The 23,428-nt window shown below is 61.3% G+C and carries 18 protein-coding genes and 1 tRNA gene; 8 read left to right on the forward strand and 11 right to left on the reverse strand.

Annotated features, from left to right (window positions below):
* Positions 1–48 precede the first annotated feature (48 nt).
* Positions 49–1,461 carry a chloride channel protein gene (locus tag ACFSDX_RS01620; protein ID WP_382311445.1) on the reverse strand — a complete coding sequence of 471 codons (1,413 nt, stop codon included), beginning with the start codon at positions 1,459–1,461 and terminating at the stop codon, positions 49–51.
* Positions 1,462–1,668: 207 nt separating this feature from the next.
* Here ACFSDX_RS01620 and ACFSDX_RS01625 point away from each other — a divergent pair, with 207 nt between their 5' ends.
* From ACFSDX_RS01625 to ACFSDX_RS01640, 4 genes are all read left to right on the forward strand, one after another.
* Entirely contained in the window at positions 1,669–2,619 is a 951-nt protein-coding gene (locus ACFSDX_RS01625; protein WP_382311446.1) for a mechanosensitive ion channel family protein, read from the forward strand.
* Positions 2,620–2,919: 300 nt separating this feature from the next.
* The gene (locus ACFSDX_RS01630; RefSeq protein WP_382311447.1) at positions 2,920–6,459 is read left to right on the forward strand and encodes a PAS domain-containing protein; all 3,540 of its coding nucleotides are present in this window, start codon (positions 2,920–2,922) and stop codon (positions 6,457–6,459) included.
* Complete coding sequence (locus ACFSDX_RS01635) at positions 6,456–7,094, forward strand: response regulator (RefSeq protein WP_382311448.1); 639 nt, start codon at positions 6,456–6,458, stop codon at positions 7,092–7,094. Before ACFSDX_RS01630 ends, ACFSDX_RS01635 begins: the two co-directional genes overlap by 4 nt.
* A 276-nt stretch (positions 7,095–7,370) precedes the next feature.
* Positions 7,371–7,670, forward strand: a complete 300-nt coding sequence (locus ACFSDX_RS01640) for a hypothetical protein (protein WP_382311449.1) — start codon at positions 7,371–7,373, stop codon at positions 7,668–7,670.
* A gap of 212 nt (positions 7,671–7,882) precedes the next feature.
* Here the strand turns inward: ACFSDX_RS01640 and ACFSDX_RS01645 are convergent, their stop codons facing one another.
* Positions 7,883–8,866 (reverse strand): aldo/keto reductase, encoded by a 984-nt coding sequence (locus ACFSDX_RS01645; RefSeq protein ID WP_382311450.1) that lies wholly within the window; start codon positions 8,864–8,866, stop codon positions 7,883–7,885.
* 346 nt (positions 8,867–9,212) lie between these two features.
* Between ACFSDX_RS01645 and ACFSDX_RS01650 the strand changes: the two genes are divergently transcribed.
* Positions 9,213–10,142: a helix-turn-helix domain-containing protein gene (locus tag ACFSDX_RS01650; RefSeq protein WP_382311451.1), complete on the forward strand. Its 930-nt coding sequence runs from the start codon at positions 9,213–9,215 to the stop codon at positions 10,140–10,142.
* A 186-nt stretch (positions 10,143–10,328) separates the two neighbouring features.
* Here ACFSDX_RS01650 and ACFSDX_RS01655 read toward each other — a convergent pair whose 3' ends face one another.
* The 3 genes from ACFSDX_RS01655 to ACFSDX_RS01665 all read right to left on the reverse strand — a co-directional run bounded on the left by ACFSDX_RS01655 (position 10,329) and on the right by ACFSDX_RS01665 (position 12,940).
* Positions 10,329–11,558: a multidrug effflux MFS transporter gene (locus tag ACFSDX_RS01655; RefSeq protein WP_382311452.1), complete on the reverse strand. Its 1,230-nt coding sequence runs from the start codon at positions 11,556–11,558 to the stop codon at positions 10,329–10,331.
* Positions 11,559–11,747: 189 nt separating this feature from the next.
* On the reverse strand, positions 11,748–12,392 hold the full coding sequence (locus ACFSDX_RS01660; protein WP_382311453.1) for an SDR family NAD(P)-dependent oxidoreductase: 645 nt from the start codon (positions 12,390–12,392) through the stop codon (positions 11,748–11,750).
* A 473-nt stretch (positions 12,393–12,865) separates the two neighbouring features.
* Positions 12,866–12,940: transfer RNA gene (locus tag ACFSDX_RS01665), tRNA-Val, on the reverse strand.
* 265 nt (positions 12,941–13,205) lie between these two features.
* Between ACFSDX_RS01665 and ACFSDX_RS01670 the strand changes: the two genes are divergently transcribed.
* A complete protein-coding gene (locus tag ACFSDX_RS01670; protein WP_382311454.1) occupies positions 13,206–14,114 on the forward strand; it encodes a TerB family tellurite resistance protein in 909 nt (302 codons plus the stop codon).
* A 226-nt stretch (positions 14,115–14,340) separates the two neighbouring features.
* Here the strand turns inward: ACFSDX_RS01670 and ACFSDX_RS01675 are convergent, their stop codons facing one another.
* A complete protein-coding gene (locus tag ACFSDX_RS01675) occupies positions 14,341–15,456 on the reverse strand; it encodes a mechanosensitive ion channel family protein (protein WP_382311456.1) in 1,116 nt (371 codons plus the stop codon).
* A 358-nt stretch (positions 15,457–15,814) separates the two neighbouring features.
* Here ACFSDX_RS01675 and ACFSDX_RS01680 point away from each other — a divergent pair, with 358 nt between their 5' ends.
* A complete protein-coding gene (locus tag ACFSDX_RS01680) occupies positions 15,815–16,138 on the forward strand; it encodes an ArsR/SmtB family transcription factor (RefSeq protein WP_144846328.1) in 324 nt (107 codons plus the stop codon).
* 163 nt (positions 16,139–16,301) lie between these two features.
* Here the strand turns inward: ACFSDX_RS01680 and hemA are convergent, their stop codons facing one another.
* Entirely contained in the window at positions 16,302–17,582 is a 1,281-nt protein-coding gene (gene hemA / locus ACFSDX_RS01685; protein ID WP_382311457.1) for a glutamyl-tRNA reductase, read from the reverse strand.
* 203 nt (positions 17,583–17,785) lie between these two features.
* On the opposite strand from hemA, the gene ACFSDX_RS01690 reads away from it, so the two are divergent.
* The gene (locus ACFSDX_RS01690) at positions 17,786–18,994 is read left to right on the forward strand and encodes an ATP-binding protein (RefSeq protein WP_382311459.1); all 1,209 of its coding nucleotides are present in this window, start codon (positions 17,786–17,788) and stop codon (positions 18,992–18,994) included.
* Positions 18,995–19,094: 100 nt separating this feature from the next.
* On the opposite strand, the gene rfbA is transcribed toward ACFSDX_RS01690, so the two are convergent.
* From rfbA to galE, 4 genes are all read right to left on the reverse strand, one after another.
* Complete coding sequence (rfbA, locus tag ACFSDX_RS01695) at positions 19,095–19,973, reverse strand: glucose-1-phosphate thymidylyltransferase RfbA (RefSeq protein WP_382311460.1); 879 nt, start codon at positions 19,971–19,973, stop codon at positions 19,095–19,097.
* Positions 19,974–20,003: 30 nt separating this feature from the next.
* On the reverse strand, positions 20,004–21,011 hold the full coding sequence (locus ACFSDX_RS01700) for an SDR family oxidoreductase (RefSeq protein ID WP_382311461.1): 1,008 nt from the start codon (positions 21,009–21,011) through the stop codon (positions 20,004–20,006).
* 105 nt (positions 21,012–21,116) lie between these two features.
* The gene (gene rfbB, locus ACFSDX_RS01705; RefSeq protein WP_382311462.1) at positions 21,117–22,172 is read right to left on the reverse strand and encodes a dTDP-glucose 4,6-dehydratase; all 1,056 of its coding nucleotides are present in this window, start codon (positions 22,170–22,172) and stop codon (positions 21,117–21,119) included.
* A gap of 156 nt (positions 22,173–22,328) precedes the next feature.
* Positions 22,329–23,345, reverse strand: a complete 1,017-nt coding sequence (galE, locus tag ACFSDX_RS01710) for a UDP-glucose 4-epimerase GalE (RefSeq protein ID WP_382311463.1) — start codon at positions 23,343–23,345, stop codon at positions 22,329–22,331.
* Positions 23,346–23,428: the final 83 nt, after the last annotated feature.

A 23,428-nucleotide genomic window follows, 5' to 3' on the forward strand; every position in this document is an offset into this window, starting at 1 on the left:
CGATGGTCGAGCTAGCACTTACGGAAATACTAACGCCGAAGCAGGAGCCTAGTCCGGCTCCTGGGCCGGTGCTGGTGCGCCTGGGGCGAGCCGGGCGGCCCGCTCCTGCTCGCCCGTTTCGCGGATGAAGCCGACCTTGAGGTGCTCGTAGAGCGAGTGCGGGTCTATCAGCGCGGCCACGCCCTGGGCCAGCAGGCCGCTGAGAAGCAACTGAAAAATAGCGGAGTGCCGGTCCGTCATCTCCAGCACCAGAATGGCGGCCGTGAAGGGCGAGCGCACCACGCCGGTGAGGAAGCTTACCATGCTCACCAAAATCAGCAAGTTGCGGTCGGCCACGGCCACGTCGAATACCTGGCAAATACCGTCGCCTAGGATGGCCCCGGCGCTGAGCGAAGTGGCAAACACGCCGCCCGCCCCGCCGCTGCTGTAGCTGAGCGCCATACCCGCGAAGCGCACCGGAAACAGATACCAGGGCGTGGCCCCGTCGTTCTGAAACAGTAGCCGGTTGATGATGGGCTTGCCCGTGCCCACGCCCTCGCGGCCCACCAGGTAGGCCAGCCCACCCAGCAGCAGCCCGCAGCCCAGCACCCAGCCCGCCTGAGCCGCCAAGGTCGTGAACCGCTGCCGGTAGCGCCCCAGCCAGAGCAGCGTTTTGGCAAACACCGCGCCCGCCAGCCCGCAAACCAGCGCCACCACTACCACCAGCAATTGCCCCCAGCCGGCCACCGGAATAATCTTGGGAAACCCTAGGTACAGGTAAGGCCCCAAAAACGTCTGGGCCGTGAGGCCGGCGATGATAACGGCCGTGAACACGGCCATCCGAAACCGGGCCATGTGCATCTGGGTCAGCTCCTCCACCACGAACACGATGCCACCTAGGGGCGTGTTGAAGGCCGCCGCCAGGCCCGCCGCGCCGCCCGTCACTAGCGCAATCTGGCGTGAGAGCTGCGGCCAGCCCGCGGGCTGCAACTTATTAATGGCCCGAAAGATGGCCGCCGACACCTGAATGGTCGGCCCCTCGCGGCCGATGACGCCGCCGCCCAGCAGCAGCACCACGCTGCTCAATACCTTGATGATGGCCACCCGCAGGCTCAGCAAATACGCCGTGCGGCGGTGCTGGCTGGCGTTGGAGAGCTCGATGCCCGCCATCACCTGCGGAATGCCGCTGCCCCGCGCCGCCGGGGCGCCCTGCCGCACTAGCAGCCACGAGACACCGAAGGCCAGCGGCGTGAGCACAAACGCCAGCCAGGGCGCGCGTTCCAGCCAGGCAAAGCTTATTTCCTCGGCCCAGCCAAATACTTTCTCGTAGCCCACGGCCACCACGCCCGTGAGCACCGAGGCAATCCAGAACGGGAAGCTCTGCAAAATCAGCCGCCGCACCCGGTCAGTGTAAAAAGGGCGGATGATGCGCTGGTCGAGCCAAGCCAAGGCGCGGGCGTAGCGGGAGGAGAGTTCGGGCATTCGGTAGGATACGGGCGCCGGGGCCCAACGGCCGGGCTGCCGCCGGGTAGCTACCTAGGGGGCGGGGGCCGCCCGGCTGGGTAGGCGAGGGTAGGCCCGCCCGCCCGGCTCCCCACCCAGCGGCGTTTTGCCCGTAAGGAAAGCCCCGCCGCCGTTGGCCCGGCTGCCACTTCGGGCCAACGGCGCTACGCCTTATTTTTCTATTCCATGGATTTTTCCCTTGCCTGGCAGAAGCTGCACCAGATTGGCCGCGACCTGATGCTGGCCTTGCCCAATATTTTCTTTGGCCTGGTGGTGCTGGTGGTGTTCGTGCTGGGGGCCCGCACGGTGCGCTCGCTGGTGGGGCGCATCACGCGCAGCCGCAGCCAGCGCGAGAGCCTGGCGCGGCTGCTGAGCCGCCTGGCCTACGTGGCCACGCTCATCCTGGGGGTGCTGGTCACGGCCACGATTATCCTGCCCGGCTTCACGCCCGCCAGCCTGGTGAGCGCGCTGGGCGTCAGCGGCATTGCCATTGGCTTTGCGTTCAAGGACATCTTTCAGAATTTTCTGGCCGGCATTCTGCTGCTGCTCACCGAGCCCTTCACCATCGGCGACCAGATTAAGTACAAGGACTTTGAGGGCACGGTCGAAGACATTCAGACCCGCGCCACCACCATCAAAACCTACGACGGCCGCCGAGTGATTATTCCCAACGCGGAGATTTTCACCAATGCCATCACCGTGAACACGGCCTACGACAAGCGCCGTTTGCAGTACGACGTGGGCATTGGCTACGGCGACGACATCGCCCGCGCCCGCCAGCTCATTCTGGAAGCCGTGCGCGAAGTCAAGGGCGTGCTCGCGGACCCGGCCCCGGATGCGCTGGTTATGGACCTAGCTGAGAGCTCGGTCAACATCCGGGCCCGCTGGTGGATAAACCCGCCCCGCCAGGCCGACGTGCTCGACGCCCAAGACCGGGTGCTGGAAGCCATTAAAAACAAGCTCTCGGCCGCCGGCATCGACCTGCCCTATCCGACCCGGCAGATTCTGTTTCATAACCAGACCGAAGCTACCGACGGCCACCGCCGGCAACAGCGCGAAGGCTGGCCCGCCGGCCCGGGCGACGTGCCCCCGGCCCGGGCCCAGGTGCCCCCGCCCACTGAGGCGGCCCCGGAATAACCCGGTTGCCAGGGGCTGGCAACTGCCAGCTGGTGGGCACCTAGGTTACCCTTGGCGGGGCGGCGTTGGCTTGAAAAGCCACCCGCCGGCTGCCGCGCCGATTGTTTCTTTGGCCGCCGGCCCCAACGTGCAAAGCCCAGGTAAACGCAGGGTGGCCGCTGCCGGTGGGTACTCCTCTGGTGGCTTGCCAACAAGCCTTTTGCTAGGGTTCAGCTTACCGAAGCTGGGTCCGGCTACTTGCCGGAACTATACGTAAGATTGTGAAACACAGGCGCTATTTCATCCTCCGCCCGCCTTCGTATGGACCCATCCGCTAACGTCGTTGTCGAGCAGTCGTACTCCCTCGCCTGCCCGTCCCTGGCCCCGGACTTCTCCGCCGGGCACCTGCTGGATGCCCTGCCCTGGGGCGTGCTAGTGCTGGATGAGCAGCGCCGCATCCGATGCGTCAACCAGCAGGCGGCCCAGTGGTGCGGCACGCTGCCCGAAACCCTTTTCGGCCGGCCTCTGCTCGAAGCCGGGCTGCCCCTCGCCCTCCGCGCCGCGCTGCTACAGCTGCTGGAGCCGGGCGCGGCGCAACCCCGCGAAGTGTACTTGCCGCAGCCCGAGCGGTGGATTACGCTCTCGGCCACCCGCCAGCCCAGCGGCTGGGTGCTCTATGCCCACGACGTCACCCCTCAGAAGCAGCGCGAGCAACAGTACCAGACCCTAGCCGACAACACGCCCGACGTGCTCACCCGCTGGACGCCCGACCTGCGCCTAGGCTACGCCAACGCTGCTTTTACTGCCAAAACTGGCCAGCCGGTAAATGCCCTGCTGGGCCGCACGTTTGCCGAGATGGGCGCGTCGGCCGACATCACCGGCCCGTACATGGCGGCGTTGCAGCGCGTGTTTGACACCGGCCAGCCACAAGAGCATTACAACCCCTTTCTCGGCCCCCACGGCCCTAGGTACTTCTACTCGCGCCTGGTGCCGGAGCTGCGCGATGGCCAGGTAGCCACCGTGCTCGCCATTGCCCGCGACATTACCGAGCTGCAGCAGACCCAGACCGAAACCCTGCGCCTGCAGCGTGAGCTAACGCAGCGCACCGCCGACCAGTACCACACCTTGTTCCACACCATGGACCAGGGGTTTTGCGTGCTGGAAATTCTCTTCGACGAAGCCGGGCAGCAGGCCCTAGATTTTCGCTACCTGGCGCTGAACCCAGTATTTGTGCAGCAGTCGGGCCTGCCGGAGGGTGCGCAGGGCAGCACCGCCCGCGAGTTGCTGCCCAACCTAGAGCCATTTTGGTTTGATACCTACGGCCGCGTGGCCCGCACCGGCGAGCCCGTCCGCGTGGAGCACTACGTGCCGCAGGTAAGTCGTTGGTTCGACGTGCAGGCCTTCCGGCTGGGTGCGCCCGGGGCCCACCACGTGGCCGTGCTCTTCAGCGACATCACGGCCCGCAAGCGCCGCGAAGCCGACCTAGGTTTCCTGGCCGACGTCAGCCAGGAGCTCGTGGGCCTGACGAGCATCGCCGAAACAATGGCCTCGCTGAGCCATAAAATCGGCGTGTACTTTGGCGTGCCGCGCGTGCACCTGGCCGCCATCGATGAAGCGGCGCAAACGGCCGTAGTAACCCACGAATGGCACGCAGCCGACCTGCCGGACCTGGTCGACCAGCGCGTACACCGCCTCGGCGACTTTGTGACGGACGCGTTTCAGCGCGCCGCGCGCGCCGAAGAAATCCTCATCATCTGCAACACGCGCACCGACGCACGCACCGACGACGCAGCCTACGCGCGGCAGGGTATCCGGGCGTTTGTCACCGCGCCCTACGTGCGCAACGGGCAGTGGCTGGCGCTGCTGAGCATCTCCGATGCCGCCCCGCGCGACTGGCCGGCGGGCGATGTGGACTTGCTGCGCGAGCTCACTGCGCGCATCTGGACGCGCCTAGAGCGGGCCCGTGCCGAGGAGGCCCTGGCTCGCTCCGAAGAAAAGTACCGCGTGCTGTTCGATTCCATCAACGAGGGCTTCGCCACCCTCGAAGTCCTGTTCGACGCGGCGGGGCAGGCCACCGACTACCGCATCCTGGAGCTAAACCAGGCCTACGAGAAAATGACTGGGATGCCGCCCACCGTGGTGGGCCGCCGGGTGCGGGAGCTGGTGCCCGACGTGGAGGCGGCGATGGTGCGGCGCTACGGCGAGGTGGTGCGCACCGGCGAGCCCATCCGCTACGAGCAGCACGTGGCCGGGCTGGGCCGCTGGTTCGACGTGTACGCCTACCCGCTGGACGGGCCGGCGCCCCACCGCGTGGCCTTGCTGTTCACCAACATTACCGCCCGCAAACAGGCCGAGGAAGCCCTGCGCCTCGCCCAGGAAAGCCACCGCCAAGAGCTGGAGCAGCAGGTGGCCGCCCGCACCCAGGAGCTGCAGCAGAGCCGCCACCTGCTGCAAACCGTGTTCGACGCCTCGCCCACCGCCATTGTGGTCATGCGCATCCTGCGCGACGCAGCGAGCCGGCCCGAGGACTTTGAAATCTTGATTTTCAACGAGTTCAACAAGCAGGTAGTGGGCCGCGACGACATCGTGGGGCAGCGCTTCACGGCCATGTTTCCGCAAACGGTACCCACCGGCATCCTGGCTCGGCTGCTAGCGGTGGCCACCACCGGCGAGCCGGCCGATTTTGAGCAGTGGTACGATGGCGAGGGCATGCAGCACTGGTTTCGCCACATTGTCGTGCGCCAAGACGGCCTACTCGTGCTGACGTCGGAAGTTATCACGCCGCGCAAGCAGGCCGAGCAGGAGCGCACCCGCAACCTGCGCCTGCTGGAGCAGGCCGAAGCCGTGGCCGGCCTGGGTAGCTGGGACTTTGACTTGCTGAGCGGGCAGTTTTTATGGTCGGAAGGCATGTACCAGCTGTTCGGTTTGCCGCTGGGGCAAGCCATTGCCCCCGGCATCTACCTAGGCTACGTGGTGGCGGAGGACCGGCCCCAGGCCGAGCGCCTCGTGCACTGCCTGACCACGGGCAGCGACTGCTTTGAGGAAACCCTGCGCCTGCGCGTGGGCGAGCAAGTCAAAACTGTGCGCGTCAAGTCGGTGGTGCTGCACGACGAGGCCGGCCAGCCCGCGCGGGTGCTGGGCGTGGACCTGGACATCAGTGAGCTGCACCGCCTCGAAGCCGACAACCTGCGCCTGCGCCTCACCCAGCAGCAGGCGCTGTTTGAGGCCGTGCAGGCCGCCCAGGAGGAAGAGCGCCGCCGCATGGCCGAGAGCCTGCACAATGGCATCGGCCAGCTGCTGTACGCCACCAAGCTGCGCCTCGACCAGCTCCACGCCCCGGTGCTGCACACGCTGCCGGCCCTGGCCGCCGCCCGCAACGAGGCCGACAAGCTGCTGGGCGAGGCCATCCGCCAAACCCGCACGCTCTCGCACGAGCTGGTGCCGGTGGTGCTAGAAGAGTTTGGCCTGGCCGCCGCCCTGCGCGACATCGCCGGGAAGATGAGCACGCCGCAGCTGCGCCTGCGCAGCCACGTGCTGCTGGACGAGGCCGCGGCCCCGCTGGCGCCGGCCCTGCAAATGGCCCTCTACCGCATGGCTCAGGAGCTGGCCCAAAACATTGTGAAGCACGCCCTAGGTGCTACCGAGGCCAGCCTGGAGCTCGAAACCATGCCGGGCGCGGTGCTGCTGCGGGCCGAAGACAACGGCCCCGGCTTTGGCTCGGCCAACCGCCCCGGCCTAGGCCTGCGCAGCATCCGCGACCGGGTGGCCCTGCTCCGGGGCCAGGTAGAAACCGGTACCGTCCCGCTTAGCGGGGCTTACGTCCGCATCCGCATTCCCTTACCTGATTTCCCAACTTTATGATACGCTTGTTTCTCGTCGATGACCATACGGTGCTGCGCGATGGCCTGCGGGCGCTTTTTCAGCAGCACGCCGAGCTGCAGGTGGTGGGGGAAGCTGAAAACGGCGCCCAGCTGCTTGCCCAACTGCCCGACACGCCCTGCGACGTGGTGCTGCTCGACCTGCACATGCCGGAGCTCGATGGCCTGGCTACCACCCAGCGCCTGCACACCGAGTTTCCCGAGGTGCGGGTGCTCATCCTCTCGATGGCCGACCATGAGCGCGCCATCGGGCAAGTGCTGGCGGCCGGGGCCGCGGGCTACGTGCTGAAAAACGCCGGCCACGACGAAATCGTGGTGGGCGTGCGGACCGTGGCCGCCGGCAAACGCTTCCTGTGCTCTGAGCTGGGCCTCACTATGCTGGAAAAGGTGCTGACGGGGGTGCCGGATGCCGCCAAGCCCACGAGCGGCCTCACGGCCCGGGAGCAGGAAATTCTGCGCCTGGTGGCCGACGGCCTCACCACCGCCCAGATTGCCGACAAGCTCTTCACCAGCCCGCGCACCGTGGAAACGCACCGCCAGCACATCATGGAAAAAACCGGCACGAAGAATACCGCCGCCCTGGTGAAAGAAGCCATGAGCCAGGGCTGGCTGACGTAAGCCCCCGCGCCGCCGTGGCGCGGCGCGGCTGAACCCGGCCGGGCCCGGCGAAACTACTGACTGCGCTACGTAGTGGGCGGCCTCCGCTGGAAAATACGCAGGTGCGGATACGGGTTTATTCGGTTTATAAACCCGTACTAATCCGGGAGGCAATTGGCGGGAATGCCTGTTTACCAGGAGTCATCGCCGGGCGCGGTTCGCTGCCGGCCTTGCCCTAGGTCCTTTGCCAGGGCCGGGGTGGCGTGTCTTTCTTGGTCTCCTATTCCCTGCTTTAGTATGTATACTGTTTTATCCGTTCCCGCCGCTCTTGCCTCGTTCATCCCGGTGGATTTAGATGAAGTGGAAGCCACGACCTTGCTGCGAGACCTGGCCTCGCGGCCGGGCCTGGCCCCGCCCCACCTCCTGGTGGACTGCACCCACTTGCGCTGCCTGCGCCAGCTGGGCGTTAGCCACGTAGTCTCGCAGCTGCTGGTGCTGCACCAGGGCGGGGCCCGCGTTTTTCTGAGCAACGTGGACCCGCTGCTGCACCGGTGCCTGCGGTTGCTGCAGCTGGACACCCTGTTCCCGCTGGTCTAGGTAACCAGCCATCGGCTTGCCCAGCGTTAGCAGCGCTCGGGGCCCGCGAGCCGCCGTTGGGCCTGTGCACCTAGGTTGGTTGGGTAGCTCCCGCCAGTGCTACCTAACCAGTATAGCCCCGGCCTTCTCATGAAGGCCGGGGCTATACTGGTTTAATGCGGAGTAGCTATTACTATGGTACTAAATAGGTCGGTGCTCAGACCTAGAGTGCGTTAGCGGTTTATCATCTGCTGGGCGGCCGGGGAATAGCGCTCGCCCTGAATCGTGATTTGGGCGGCAGCTTCCTCGATTTGGCGCAGGTCGTCGGCGGTCAGCGCCAGGTCCACGGCCCCGAGGTTTTCGTCGAGGCGGTGCAGCTTGGTCGTGCCGGGGATGGGCGCAATCCAGGGCTTTTGGGCCAGTAGCCAGGCCAGCGCCACCTGGGCAGGCGTGGCCTGCTTGGCCTGAGCAATGCGGCCCAGCAGGTCTACCAGCGCCTGGTTGGCCTTGCGGTTTTCGGGGTTGAAGCGCGGCACTGTGTTGCGATAGTCGGTCTTGTCGAACTCGGTGTTTTCGTCAATCTTGCCCGTGAGAAAGCCCTTGCCCAGCGGGCTAAACGGCACGAAGCCAATGCCCAGCTCTTCGAGCAGGGGCAGAATCTCGGCTTCCGGCTCGCGCCAAAACAGCGAGTACTCGCTCTGCAGCGCCGTGACGGGCTGCACCGCGTGCGCCCGGCGAATGACTTGCACCCCGGCTTCGGAGAGGCCGAAGTGCTTCACTTTGCCTTCGGCGATGAGGTCCTTCACCGCGCCGGCTACGTCCTCAATCGGCACGCCAGGGTCCACGCGGTGCTGGTAAAACAGGTCGATGCGGTCGGTGCGCAGGCGCTTGAGTGAGGCCTCGGCCACGGCCCGGATGTTCTCGGGCCGGCTGTTGAGCCCGCCGCCCGTGCCGGGCACCGAGGTGTTGAAGCCGAACTTGGTGGCAATCACTACTTGGTCGCGCAGGGGCTCCAGGGCCTCGCCCACCAGCAGCTCGTTGGTGAACGGGCCGTACACCTCGGCCGTGTCGAAGAAGGTGACGCCGCGCTCCACGGCGGTCCGAATCAGCTGCACCATGGCCTTAGTGTCGGCGGCCGGGCCGAAGCCGTGGCTCATGCCCATGCAGCCCAGACCCAGGGCCGATACTTCGAGGTTACCTATTTTTCTGGTTTTCATCGGTAAAGAGGATAAAAGGGAGTTGAATTTTAAGCTTCCGTGATGCCTAGAGAGCCGCGGTGGGGTGTGGGCAGAAAGCAAATGTCGGCCGCCCGGCAAGTGCCTGTTTTTGAGGCTTCTCAGCGCGTTGCTTTCCGCTCTACAAAGGTCTGGCCACTCGCCCGCGGTAGCAATCACGATTCAAACCAATAAGTATACATTTCAAATAAGTGCCCCATCAGCCGTTGAGCCCGCCGGATTTCCTGGAAGCCTATCCTAAAAAAGGAGTGCCTGCGAAACGCGGGTGGCGAAAACCATGCGCTGGATTCACCGGTTGTTTGAATTGTACACTAAGCACTGTTGCCTCATGCCTGCTTCCACTGAAAGCCTCGACCAGTTTTATCAGCGGCAGGGCCATGCGGCTCCGCAGCACATCACGGCCGCGATGGGCCACTTCAACGTGTACAACCGGGGGGACTTTTGCAACCGGAAAATGACTTTTAGCCGCCGCGACTTCTTCAAGATATCGCTGCTCACGGGCACGGGTCAGCTAAACTACGCCACCCGGGGGGTACTGCTGGATGGGCCAGCGCTACTGCTTTCCAACCCGATGGTCCCGTACTCCTACGAGCCGCTCTCCCCGGAGCAAGACGGCTACTTCTGCCTCTTCACCGATGGCTTTTTCGGCAGCGAGCGGTCGGCGAGCCTGCAAGATTCGCCGCTGTTCAAAATAGGCAGCGAACCAGTGTATTTCGTCAACGAGGAGCAGTACGAGACCCTAGCGCAGATTTTTCGTAAAATGCTGCAAGAGATGGGGTCTGGCTACATCCATCAGCAGGATTTGATGCGCACGTACGTGAGCTTACTGCTGCACGAGGCCCTGAAGATGCAGCCCCACGCGGCGTATCATCAGCACCCCAACGCGGCCTCGCGCATCGTAAACATGTTTCAGGAACTCTTGGAGCGGCAGTTTCCCATCGACGCGCCCGACCACGGGATAAAGCTGCGTACGCCCAAGGACTTTGCCGACCACCTGGCCGTGCACGTCAACCACCTCAATCGGGTAATAAAAGAGGTAACGGGCAAATCCACCATCGCGCACATTGCCGAACGCATCATCCTGGAAGCGAAAGCGCTGCTGCTGCACACCACGTGGGGCACCGCCGAAATCGCCTACGGGCTCGGCTTCGAGTACCCGTCCTACTTCAACACCTTTTTTAAAAAGCACACCGGTATTACCCCATCGGCGCTGCGCACTTCGCTGAGTCACGAAGTTGCCCCAGCACTAGCGAGCTAAGGCTGGTTGTTTGATTTGTTGACTGGTTGGCTTAATTAGCGTTCTTAGGCAGGCGGTGGCGCCCTAGGAGTTGGTGGCGAAGCGAGCAGCTGTATTTGCACCTTTCAACACCACGAAGCCACGGAACGTAAGCTGTTTATTAGCGAAGGCCATCTTTTCTGAGAAGCTCCTCGCCCGCCGCCCGGCCTAGTGCAGCCCGCCTTCTAATGCCCCCGCGGGAGCTGCTACGATGGCTCCTATCCGCTGCCGGCTCGCCAGCAGCAGGAGCAGCGCCAGCAGCGAAGTCACGGCCATGATGGCCACCATCGGCAGGGCCGTGTGCGCGTTAAACAAGCTCACGCCCACCGAGGCCAGCGCGCCCATGCCCATCTGGATGGCGCCCATCAGCGCCGAGGCACTGCCTGCATTGCGCGTGAAGGGAGCCAGCGACAGCGCTGAAGTATTCGGGCTGGTGAAGCCCAGACAACCTAGGAAAACGAAGAGCAGCGCGATAGTCCCACCCAGGCCCAGCACCCCGGCGCTGGTGAGCCCCAGCAGCACGAGCGTGGTGACTACCTGGCACCCTAGGGCCACAAACACGATTTGCTCGCTTTGGTAGCGACGCAGCAACTGGCTGTTGACCTGGCTGGCCCCAATAAGACCGATGGATAGAAAGGCGAATATCCAGCCGTAGACCTTGCTATCGACGTGATAAATATCCATGAACACCAGCGGCGAGCCCGATACGTAGGCGAACAACCCGCTGAACGACACGGCGCCCGTCAGGGCGTAAGTGGTAAACTGCGGCTCGCGCAGCACCGCCCAGAAGTTGGTTAAAATGGGCCGGGGCTTGAGCGAGAGCGCGGTGTCCGGCACATAATTGGTGGGCAGCCAGCGCGCGGTGGCCAGCAGCAGTACCGCGCCCAGTCCGCCCAGGGCCACAAATACGGCGCGCCAGCCAAACGCCGCTATCACGTAGCCGCCCAGCGTGGGGGCCACCATGGGCGAGACGCCCACCACCAGCATCAGCAGGGCAAAGACCTTGGCGCTGTCCTGCACCGGAAACAGGTCGCGTACCATGGCCACCGCCGCCACGGCCGCCGCGCAGCTGCCAATGGCCTGCACGAACCGGAGCACAATCAGCGCCTCGATGCTGTGCACCGCCAGGCACCCCACCGACGCCCCCACGTAGAGCGCCAGCCCCAGGTAGAGCGGGGGCTTGCGGCCAAACCGGTCGAGCAGGGGCCCGTAGAGTAGCTGCCCCGCCGAAATGCCCACGAAAAAGCTCGACAGCGACAGCGCTACCCGCGCCGCCGTGGTGTGCAGGTCGAGGGCAATGGCCGGGAAGCCCGGCAGGTACATATCAATCGAGAAGGGCCCCAGCGCCGTGAGCGTGCCTAGAATCAGGATGAGGGAGATATAGCGTAGTCTCGTCATATATAGTAAGAGTTGAGTACCGGATAAATTGCGCCGCGGGTGGCCGGTAGCGCGCAAGCGGGCAACCGCTGCCACAAACGGAAAGCCGCCGTTGCGAAAGCGCCGTTCGCCATCCTAGGTAGGAGACAAGCGAAAGCCGGAACTGCACGCGCAGTTCCAGCTTTCGCTTGTCTTCTAGGGGTTGCGCTACTAGTGCTGAACTTCAGCGGCCGTGCGGTCCTGGGCCATTTGCCAGAATAATTCGGCCAGCTGGGCCGGCGAATGCGTGGGGCTGTCTGGGCTGACGCTGCCCCCAATGGTGAGCGTGCCGGCATAAATACCGTCGTCTTTCAGGCGCTCGTGCAGCTGCTGCGCCAAGTTGCGGATGCCCGCTTTACCGATGGAGAGCGACCCGTAGGAAGGGTAGGGAGTCACCCCAAACACGCCGCCGGTTAACAGCACCACGCCTTGGGTGGCCTTTAGGTCTGCGTGCAGGAGCTGTACGCTTTGCAAGGCCCCGGCGACATTGAGCCGGAAATCCTGGGTCAGCGTCTCCGCCGTTTCGGCCAGAATATCCTGGGCTTTCATAGCCGCCGCATTGTAAATCAGGGCCGAAACCGGACCTAGCTTGGCTTGCAGCGCGGTGATGGCCTGCGCCAGCGCTTCGGGCTGGGAGGCGTCAGCGGCCGCCGAATAGACCTCGATGCCTTTGGCGGTGAGCTGCGCTACCTGCTCAGCTACCTTATCGGGCTGGCGGTTGATGAGGCCCACCCGGTAGCCGTGCTGGCCAAAGAGGTCGGCCAGGGCGATGCCCATGCCGGGGCCGGCGCCAACGAGAATGAGTGCGTTGTTCATGATACAGTTGGGAGGAAATGGAATGCCTTCAACGGTAGGTTAGCGGAGTAGGGCCGCTTTCTCAATCCGGTCGAGCAAGCGATGCAGGGTCAGGGCTTGCTCAAAGCCTGGGACTGGGTGCCTGCCGTGCTGCAACCCCACGATGCGCACGCGCAAGAGGGAAGCTTTTCTGGCGTTTTCCGCTAGTGAGCACCAGTTATAGCGTCATACAAAGGTCCGCGGACGCCGGGTGGGCAGTCTAACACAAATCAACCCATTCTCTTCATAAATCAAACCATCAACGAACCAGATACGCCTGCGTACCGGCTAGTGACAGCGCGCACGCAGAGGTAGGGCCAGCGTACTCCTTAAAGAAGGTGTCGAAATGGAACAGACATTTGATATGGGATAAATAGCGAGGCCGCTGAAACCTGCGTTTAAGCCAAAAGCAAAACACCCACTCAGCTTTGCAGCTAAGTGGGTGTTTATCAACGTGGGAGATACTGGGTTCGAACCAGTGACCCTCTGCTTGTAAGGCAGATGCTCTGAACCAGCTGAGCTAATCTCCCTTCCTTCCCGAGTGGCTATTGCCGTTTGGGAGTACAAAGATGGGGGGATTTTTTGGAAGTACAAAACGTAAGTGTAAAATAACGGCTCTAAATAGCTCTTGTAAGGACCTAGGGTAACCTAAGATTTTCAGTTTCAGGCTGAAAAATTTTCAAAAAAAATGCATCTTAACGGATGAGGCAACGCGAATGCGCCGCACCCGTTAGGCATTATTCAGATGTGCTTAAGCACAAGAACTTCCTTTTTCACCGATATTTCTTCTCTTTCATGGAAACGCAACTCCTCCAGAACTATTCCGAAGCCGAAAAAACGGCTTACCTCAGCGCCATTGCGGCCTTAGCTACGGCCGACCGCCAGGCTACGGCGCCCGAAGCTGAGTTTTTGCAGCGCCTGGCGCAGCAGGCTGGCTTGTCCGAAGGGTCGGCGCAGCAAGTGCTAGCCGCGGCCCAACAGTCGAACAACCAAAGCATTCAACAGAGCCTCGACCAGTTGAAAGGTAGTGACCTGCGCTTTTCGCTGGTGACGGACCTTATCAGCTTTGCCCGCGCCGATGGCGCCTACTCCAACGACGAGGAGGCAATGGTGAGCAAAATGTCGAACTACCTAGGCGTAAATGCCGAGCAGAAAGCCACTCTTGAAAACGTAGTTGACCAAGCTGCCAACGTGCCGCACGATGCCCAGGACCCCAATAAGCAAGGCTTCTTGAGCGGTATCGGCGACAAGCTCAGCAACGTGGGTATCCCGAAAGGCGCACTGATGGCCGGCCTGCTCGGGGTAGTGGCCCCCATGGTTATTTCGCGGGTGATGGGCGGCGGCAATAATTCGGCAGGCTACGGCCAAAGCCAGCCGAGCGGCACCATGGGCGGCATGCTCGGGGGCTTGCTGGGCGGCGGCCAGGGCGGCGGCAGCGGCAGTGGTATGGGTGGGCTGCTCGGCGGTCTGCTGGGCGGCGGCTTGCTCAGCAGCGTGCTGGGCGGCGGCGGCAACAACGCTAATAACACGGATACCTCGGCTTACCCGCAGCAGGGCTCCATGGGTAGCGGGGGGCTGGGCTCCATTATGTCGGTGCTGGGCGGCCTAGGTGGCCAGCCCAACTCGCAGCCGCGTAGCGCGGGGGGCGGTGGCATCCTGGGCAGCGGCATGGGCAGCCTGCTCGGCGGCCTGTTTGGCCGCTAGCCACTGTCGCACACAACGCAAAAGCGCGGCTGTCTTCCTTCGGGAAAGGCAGCCGCGCTTTTGCGTTGGCGGCGGGGAACTGCCCGAAGCATTTTTTGAACCAACACGAAGGCAGACGGCCGCGCGACCAGCGTAGTTAATCGCGGGCCGGGCGCGCCAACAGCCGCGAGCCACAGTGACTTACACTACGTTATCCCACGCTGCGCGTGTCAACTCCGAGAGCGCCCTAGCTGCTCTTTACACCAGTAGCGGGAGTGCTTATGCTGGCAAACGCACCGCCGGCCTGCTCCACCACTTCTACAATGCGGTAGTTGAGGTCTTCCTTGGTATCTAGGTACTCGTCGTAGTCAGTGGTTTCTACAAAGTACTGCACGGTCACCTCTTTGCCACTGGGCGTCAGGGCATTGAACTTCATTTGCACATCGGGTAGTATCAGGGGGTGCTGCTGGATGGCCGCTACGGCTCCCTCAATAATGGCGTGCAGCTGCGCGCTGGTCGTCTTCTGGTCAAATACCAGCGTGAAGCCGACTCGGCGCGACGTGCGCAGGCTTAGGTTATCCAAAGGCTTGTCAATCATGCTCTTATTAGGCACGGTGAGGAAGCTTTTCTCGGCGGTGCGCAGGCGCGTACTGCGAAAGCCGATTTTTTCGACCGTGCCGCTCACGTCGCCCGCCGACACGAGGTCGCCAACGCCGAAAGGCTGGTCGATGAAAATAGTGAAGGAAGCCAGCAGGTTTTCGATGCTCTCCTTGGCGGCAAATGCCACCGCTAGCCCCCCAATGCCCAGCGTGCCCACAAAGCCCACCACATTTACCCCAAACACCCGCCCCAGTATCACCATGAGCCCAATGAGCAGGACAAATACTTTGATTAAGTCCTTGGCAAACGGTAGAAACTGATTATCAAGCCGCTGGGCCCCCGGCGTGGCGGTAAGCTCGGCGCGCCGTTGCAGCATTAGTAAGGCAAAATCAACCACCCGCAGCACAACCCACACAATAGTCACAATAACACCGAGGTGAAAGACGTTAAGCAGTGCAACCTTCGGCCAGGGCTCCACGCCTTTTATGGCAGTTGGGGGCAGTGGGTAGCGCAGTACGCTGAAAGACAGATAGAAAGTGCAGAGGAAGAGCAGCGTGCTTAGGGGTTGGATAAATAGTTCGTGCAGTTCTTGCTCCGTGATACCGGCCGTGTAGCGCTTGGTAAGCCGGAATAAGACATTGCTCAGCAAGCGCGTCAGTAGTCGATTTAGGCCAGTCCCGAAGCCTAAAATGACGACGGCAAAAACGTAGTCTAGCAACTCATTACCCAGCACCTCACGGTGCAAAAAAGGAGGTATTTCCATCTAATGCGTAGTTCCTATAAGAAAAAGAGACAATGTTGCCGATACGCACCCGCAACCTCGTCAGTTGGCTTTTGCTAAGCAAAAGCTCGGCAGTACGCCCACGGGCTCGGTAGCAAACCCTTACCACAAACAGCCGCCAGACAAGGCTTTGCCCCCAGGTAAAGAGTTATTAGAATATTTAAAAGAAAAAATTGTTAAAATAATTATTTGGAAACCTCTGGTTATTAGAATTGTTAAGTCCACAGTAGGATAATATAGCGCATTGATTAATAATGTATAAATTAAAGCATTAAGTATTTAAGAACTAATCTTCTTGCCTCCGCGTAGTATAAATAAATTTTCCATCTCATACTCCTCAATGAAACCACTGCACTCGCGTGTCGAAACGCAACAGCTGGACCGCGCTGCCGCTATGCTGAAAGTTCTGTCTCACCCCAAGCGTCTGGCAATTGTCGACCTCCTGGGTAAGCTCAAAGGCAGCAAAGACCAGCAGATGTCCGTAACTGAAATCTATCAGGCACTAGACTTACCCCAGGCTATTGCTTCGCAGCACCTTATCACGCTCAAAGACCGTGGGGTGCTGAAATCGAACAAGATTGGTACCAAAATCTATTATGCGCTAGCGGTACCGCAACTGATGAAAGTGATTGATACCCTGGAGGATTACTCCGCTCGAATCTAATGCACCCTTCTGTAGTGGGCCTTTGCCCGCTACCCGCTGTGAAAACGCTTTCTGCCTAAGCAACGAGTCAGAAACCTGAAAAAAAGGGCCGCTTCTAGAAGCGGCCCTTTTCATTTGGTACTAGTAGTGCGGTGGGCCTGCGGGCCGGCCGGTGGCGCGCCACCTAGGCCGGTACCGACTGGCCTTCCAGGTCAAAGATGGAGGTAAGCAGCGGCAAAAGCTGCTCGGCCTCATCGCGACGGCAGGCTGCTTTCAGCTGGAGTACGTGCTGCTTGAGGACTTTTTGCATGAAGGCACGGGTGGCCTCGTCAAGCAGCTTTACTTCGGCGGGCGTGGCTTTTTTCTGGAAGCGGTCGAGCTCTTGCTGGCGCAGCTGCTCGAGGCTGGCTTTCATGCGCTGGATGAGCGGCGAAACCAGCATTTCGCGGCTCCAGTCGGCAAAGTCTAGTAGGCTGCTATCAATGAGGCTGCGTACCTGCGGCACGGCCGCCAGACGCTGCTCGAGCGCCGCCGAAGCCTTGCTTTCGATGGCGTCTACATTATACACCAGTACGCCGGGCACCTGCTCCACGTCGGCGGCTACCGAGCGTGGCACCGACAAATCGATGAAGAATTTGTAGCTCAGCACGTCGAGGTGGGCCACCAACTCGCGGGTGAAAAACGGCTCAGCGCGGTTAATGGACGAGATAACGACGTCGGCCTCGCGTAGCGCGGTGGTCAGGCTCTCAAAGTCAACAACCTGAAGCTGACCGGGCGCAAACTCGGCGGCGAGCTCTTCGGCGCGGGCGCGGGTGCGGTTGCACAGCGTTACGCTGGCGAAGGCTTTGCTGTCGGCCAAGTGGCGGCAAACGTCCGAGCCAATTTCGCCCAGGCCTACCACCAGTACCCTAGGGGCGGCCACGTCGGCCGTTAGCTCTTCTACCAGTTCCAAGGCGGCGTAGCTCATGCTAGCGGCGCCGTCGCGGAAGCTGGTTTCTTGCTGCACGCGCTTGTTGGTGAAGAAAATAGTGTGCAGCAGGCGGTGCAGAAAGGGGCCAGCTACGTCGGCATCGGCGGCCCACTGGTAGGCCAGCTTCACCTGGTTGATAATCTGCAAATCGCCCACCACCTGGGCATCCAAGCCAATGGCTACCTCGAACAGGTGGCGCGTAGCGGTTTCGGCGTCGTTGTAGCGGTCGAAGTAGGGCGCAAAGCTGCCAATATCAGCGCGGTGCTTGAGCGTACCTAGGGCCTGAATGATGGCCGCCGATTGGTCGTCGTCGTGGGCATAGTAGACTTCAGTGCGGTTGCAAGTGCTGAGCACCAGTAAGTCGCTGAGGTGCAGCTCAGTGTGCAACTGCTGCAAGAAGCGACGACACGCGGGCTCGTCTAGGGCCAGTAGCTCGCGAATGGCGAGCGGCGCTTTCTTGAAGGATAAACTAACCGCTTTAAAAGAATGAGACATAGCACGGGACGGCCCAAGGCCGGCCTGCAAAATTACGGTATAATCAGTAGCTTTAGAAACAGCAATCCGAACCGCGTGGTTCGAGTAGATTAGGGTAAAACCTGGACTAGGGATGTAATTGCAGTAACCTGGAATAGTTCTAGATAGTGGCTTGGGCCGCGGTGCCGTTCTAAAGCGCGTTGTTTCCCGACCTTTGTCGCTGTATGCTGCCTCCTCTTTACGACCAAAAATCTCGAATTAAGCTGCTGGTGCTCGTGCTGGCGCTGCTCATTGGGGCGGCTACTATGCTGTACACCAATACATTGGTGCAGAAGCTATCGGAGCAAGAGCAGCACCAGATTGACCTCTACGCTAAAACGCAGCGCTACATCATCAGCACGGAGGAGAGCTCTAACCTGCCGTTTTTGCAAGAGCAGATTATCAATGCCAATAATACGATTCCGGTTATCCTGACGGATGGCGAGAATATTATCGACACCAGAAACCTGGAGCTAGGAAAAAATATTACCACGCCCGACTCGCTGCGGCAGGTGAAGCGGCTGCTGCTGACGATGCAGCAGCGGCACCCGCCCATCGTGATTGAGCTGCCGGGGGGCACCCGCAACTACATTTTTTACCAGGATTCGGCCTCGCTGAGCCAGCTGCGCACCTACCCTAGGGTGCAGCTGGCGGTTATCGCCTCGTTGGCCATGCTAGCCTATCTCAGCTTTAGCTACTCGCGCCGGGCCGAACAAAACCGGGTGTGGGTGGGCCTGGCCAAGGAAACCGCCCACCAGCTCGGCACGCCGCTGAGCAGCCTGGTGGGCTGGCAAAGCTACCTGCGCGAGTCGGAGCGCTTTCGTGACGAACCCATAATAGAGGAGCTGGGTAAGGATATTAAGCGCCTGGAAATCATTACAGAGCGCTTCAGCAACATCGGCTCGGTGCCGGTGCTGAAGGCCGAGAACCTGTACCTGACGACCCGCAACGCCATTGCCTACCTAGAGGCCCGCGTGTCGCGCAAGGTGAAGTTTACCATCGAAACCGACCTGCCGCTCGACACGCCCGCCTGCCTCAACGTGCCGCTGTTCGACTGGGTGGTCGAAAATATCTGCAAAAACGCCGTGGACGCCATGGACGGCCGCGGCAGCATTACGCTGCGCCTGCGCCCCGTGCGCCACCGCCGCCGCTGGTGGACGCGCCGCCCCCAACGCCCACAGGTGGCCATCGAAATTACCGATACAGGCAAGGGCATCCCCAAAAACAAGCTGGAAAGCGTGTTTCTGCCCGGCTACACCACAAAGAAGCGCGGCTGGGGCCTAGGGCTTGCGCTGGCCCGCCGCATCATCGAGAATTACCACCAGGGCCGCTTGTTCATCAAGTGGAGCGAGGTGGGCAAAGGAACTACCTTCCGGTTGGTGCTCAATCAATGAGTAAAGGAGTGTGTTGTGAATGAGTGAATGAAAAGGGCTAGCGATAAGGTGTTTAATCCTCGCTAGCCCTTTTCATTCACTCATTCACCAACTCCCTCCTTCACTCATTGATAATCAGCTGCTCGGGCAGGTGCAGTAGGTAGTCGCCGTAGCCGCTCTTGCGCAGGGGCTCGGCGATTTTGCGAAGCTGCTCGGCGTTGATAAAGCCTTGGCGGTAAGCGGCTTCCTCGATAGAGCCCACTTTTAGGCCCTGGCGCTGCTCGAGCACGCGCACAAACTCGCCGGCCTGCATCAGGCTTTCGAAAGTGCCCGTGTCGAGCCAGGCAGTGCCCCGGCCCAGGATGCCGACCTTAAGCTTGCCCCGGCGCAGGTACTCGCGGTTCACGTCCGTGATTTCGTACTCGCCGCGGGGGCTGGGTGCCAGGTTTTTCGCGATTTCTACCACCTCGTTGTCGTAGAAATACAGGCCCGGCACGGCGTAGTTGCTCTTGGGCTGGGTAGGCTTCTCCTCGATGCTGAGGGCTAGGTTGTTAGCGTCGAACTCGACCACGCCATAGCGCTCGGGGTCCTGCACGTGGTAGGCGTATACCACGCCGCCATCGGGGTTGTTGTTGGCTTTTAGCAATTCCTCCATGCCGTCGCCGTGGAAGATATTATCGCCCAGTACCAGCGCTACTTTATCGCCGCCGATAAAGTCGGCGCCCAGCACGAAGGCCTGCGCGAGGCCGTTGGGCAGCTCCTGCACTACGTACTGGAAGTTGCAGCCTAGGTTCTGGCCGTCGCCCAGCAGCTTCTTAAACTGCGCTTGGTCGTGGGGCGTAGTGATGATGAGGATATCGCGGATGCCCGCCGTCATAAGCAGCGACAGCGGATAATATATCATCGGCTTGTCGTAAACGGGCATGAGTTGCTTCGACACGGCCAGCGTGAGCGGGTGCAGGCGAGTGCCGGAGCCGCCGGCGAGAATAATACCTTTCATGAGTAGGGTAAGAAAAAAGTGTCGTGCTACTTAGTTGCGCTCCTTGATAAACTCCTGGTTAGCCCCAAACCAGCTCAGCGTCTGCTGCAGGCCTTCGCGGATGCGCACCTGCGGGGCGTACCCTAGGCGGGTTTCGGCCTTGCTGATGTCGGCCAGCGAGTCGCGGATATCACCGGCGCGGTTGGGGCCAAACTTGGGCTCCAGTGCTGAGCCCGCCTCTTCGCGCAGGATGTCGTACATCTGCACCAACGAGGTGCGGTCGCCCACGGCAATGTTGTAGACCTGGTTCACGGCTTCGGGATTGTCGGTGAGGGCCGCCCGGATGTTGGCCTGCACGCAGTTTTCCACAAAGGTGAAGTCGCGGGTCTGGCCGCCGTCGCCGTTCAGCGTGGGCGGGTTTTCCTGCAAAATGGCGTCGATAAACAGCGGAATCACGGCCGCGTAGGCCCCGCCGGGGTCCTGGCGCGGGCCGAAGATGTTGAAGTAGCGCAGGCCGATAATCTCCATGCCGTAGGTGCGGGCAAACACGTCGGCGTAGAGCTCGTTGGCGTACTTGGTCACGGCGTAGGGCGAGAGGGGCTTACCGATGCGGTCTTCTACCTTGGGTAGGCCGGGGTGGTCGCCGTAGGTCGAGCTGCTGGCCGCGTACACGAAGCGCTTGATGCCCGCTTCCTTGGCCGCAAACAGCATCTTGACGAAGCCGCCCACATTCACCTCGTCAGTGGTAACCGGGTCGTGGATGGAGCGCGGCACCGAACCTAGGGCGGCCTGGTGCAGCACTACATCGATGCCCTCGCAAGCGCGGGCGCAAGCCTCGCGGTCGCGGATGTCGCCTTCCAGTATTTCCAGCGCCAGGTTGCCTTCAAACAAGCGCAGGTTTTTGCGGAAGCCGTTGGAGAAGTTGTCCAGCACCCGCACCTTCTTGGCGCCAAACTTCAGCAGGTACTCAACCAGGTTGGAGCCGATGAAGCCCGCACCGCCCGTTACGAGAAAAGACGTGTCGCTGAGCGGCTGGTTGTGGAAAGGAAAATCGTACACTTCGTTAGTTAAGAGTTGTGAGTTAAAAGTTAAGAGTTGAGTCTCAGTGGTCGGAGTTGCTGGTTATCAACTCTTAACTTTCAACTCATAACTCTTAACTCCGCGCTAGCGGTCAGCGTATTGTTTCTGGTTGTAGTCCTGGTAGGCGCCGCTGGTCACGTTGTTCAGCCATTCCTCGTTGGCTAGGTACCAGTCCACGGTCTGGCTCAGTCCCTGCTCGAAGGTGACGCTGGGCTTCCAGCCGAGCTCATTCATGATTTTGCTGGAGTCGATGGCGTAGCGCATGTCGTGGCCGGCGCGGTCGGTTACGAATTTGATGAGCTTGCGCGACGTGCCCGCCTCCTGGCCCGTCTTCTCGTCCACTACATCGCACAGCAGCTGAATGAGTTTCAGGTTCTGCCACTCGTTTACGCCGCCGATGTTATACGTATCGCCCAGCTTGCCCCGGTGGAAAACCGCGTCGATGGCCGTGGCGTGGTCTTTCACAAAGAGCCAATCGCGCACGTTCTCGCCCTTGCCGTACACGGGCACCGGCTGGCCGGTGCGCAGGCGGTGAATGGCCAGCGGAATAAGCTTCTCGGGGAAGTGGTTGGGGCCGTAGTTGTTCGAGCAGTTGCTGAGCTTGATGGGCAGGCCGTAGGTGTGGTACCAAGCCCGCACAAAGTGGTCCGACGCCGCCTTGGAGGCCGAGTAGGGCGAGCGGGGGTCGTAGGAGGTTTCCTCCGTAAACAGCTCGGGGCCAAAGTCCAGCGAGCCGTACACCTCGTCGGTGCTCACGTGGTAGAAGGTGTGCCCGTCGTAGCCGCCCGGCTGCCACAGGTTCTTGGCCGCGTGCAGCAGGTACACGCTACCTAGCACGTTGGTGCGTACAAACGCCAGCGGGTCGGTAATGCTGCGGTCGACATGGCTCTCAGCCGCGAGGTGAATCACGGCGTCGGGCTCTTCCTTGGCAAACAGCTCATTTACGAAAGCCTGGTCGGCAATGTCGCCCTTGATAAAGCGATAGTTGGGCGCATTCTCAATGTCGCGCAGGTTCTCCAGGTTGCCCGCGTAGGTCAGGGCATCGAGGTTGAGAATCTGGTACTCGGGGTACTTGGTAACGAACAGCCGCACCACGTGCGAGCCAATGAAGCCGGCCCCGCCGGTAATGAGAATTTTCATAAAGTAAATAAGGTGAGTAGGTTAGAAGGTAACTAGGTGAGTAGGATAGGCTCGGCTAAGCAGGAGTGTCAGGCTAGGAGAAGAAGGCAGATTGAACTGCCTCATTAGCTTCCCATATCTAGCTCTGTTCACCGTTTAACCTCTTCACTTGCTCACCTATTTTAGTGTCTGCTGCCACTTCCAGGCGCTGGCCAGAGCGTCGGAGAGCGAGGTTTCGGTTTTAAAACCCAGCACCTCGGCCGCCTTGGTGGCATCGGCGTAGATGGCCGGCACGTCGCCGGCGCGGCGCGGGCCGATGGCGTAGTTGAGCTTCTGGCCGCTGGCTTGCTCGAAGGTGGTTACTACTTCGAGCACCGTGTTGCCGTGGCCGGTGCCGATGTTGAAGGTCTCGACAGCCTCGGTGGCCTTGCGGTCGAGCAGACGCTGCACCGCCACGATGTGCGCCTTGGCCAGGTCCACCACGTAGATGTAGTCGCGCACGTTGGTGCCATCGGCCGTGTCATAGTCGTTGCCGAAGATGGTCAGCTTCTCGCGCAGGCCGGCGGCCGTTTGCGTAATGAAGGGTATCAGGTTGTTGGGCACCCCTAGGGGCAGCTCGCCAATCTTGGCCGAGGGGTGCGCCCCGATGGGGTTGAAATAGCGCAGCAAAATAGTGCGCAGCTTGTTACCGGGCGCAGCCGCCACATCGTGCACAATGTCTTCGCACATCTGCTTGGTGCGGCCGTAGGGCGAGGAAGCCGGCTTGGTGGGCGTGGCCTCCGTCACGGGTAGCTGGTCGGGCACGCCGTACACGGTGCACGACGACGAGAAGACCAGGTTTTCGACGCCTACCTCGTTCATTACCTCTATCAGGGTCAGCAGCGAGCCCACGTTGTTCTGGAAGTAGGCCAGCGGCTTCTGCACCGACTCACCCACGGCTTTGAAAGCCGCAAAGTGAATGACCCCCTGCACGTTGCCTTCTTTCTTGAACACCTCGCGCAGCGCGTCGGTATCGCCGCAGTCGACGTGGTGGCAGGGCACGTCGTGCCCCAGAATGTCGCGCAAGCCAGCCAGCACCGATTCTTTCGAGTTGCTGAAGTCGTCGACAATGATGGGCTCGTAGCCCGCCAGCGTTAGCTCCACTACGGTGTGGGAGCCAATGTAGCCGGCCCCGCCGGTAACGAGAATCTTCATAACTAATGAGTGAATAGGTGAATGAGTGGGTGAGTGAATGGATGGGCGGGCAAATTTTCATTCACTCACCCACTCATTCACCT

Origin of the sequence: Hymenobacter bucti (assembly GCF_042681145.1) — a bacterium.
In the GTDB taxonomy this organism is placed as follows: domain Bacteria; phylum Bacteroidota; class Bacteroidia; order Cytophagales; family Hymenobacteraceae; genus Hymenobacter; species Hymenobacter bucti.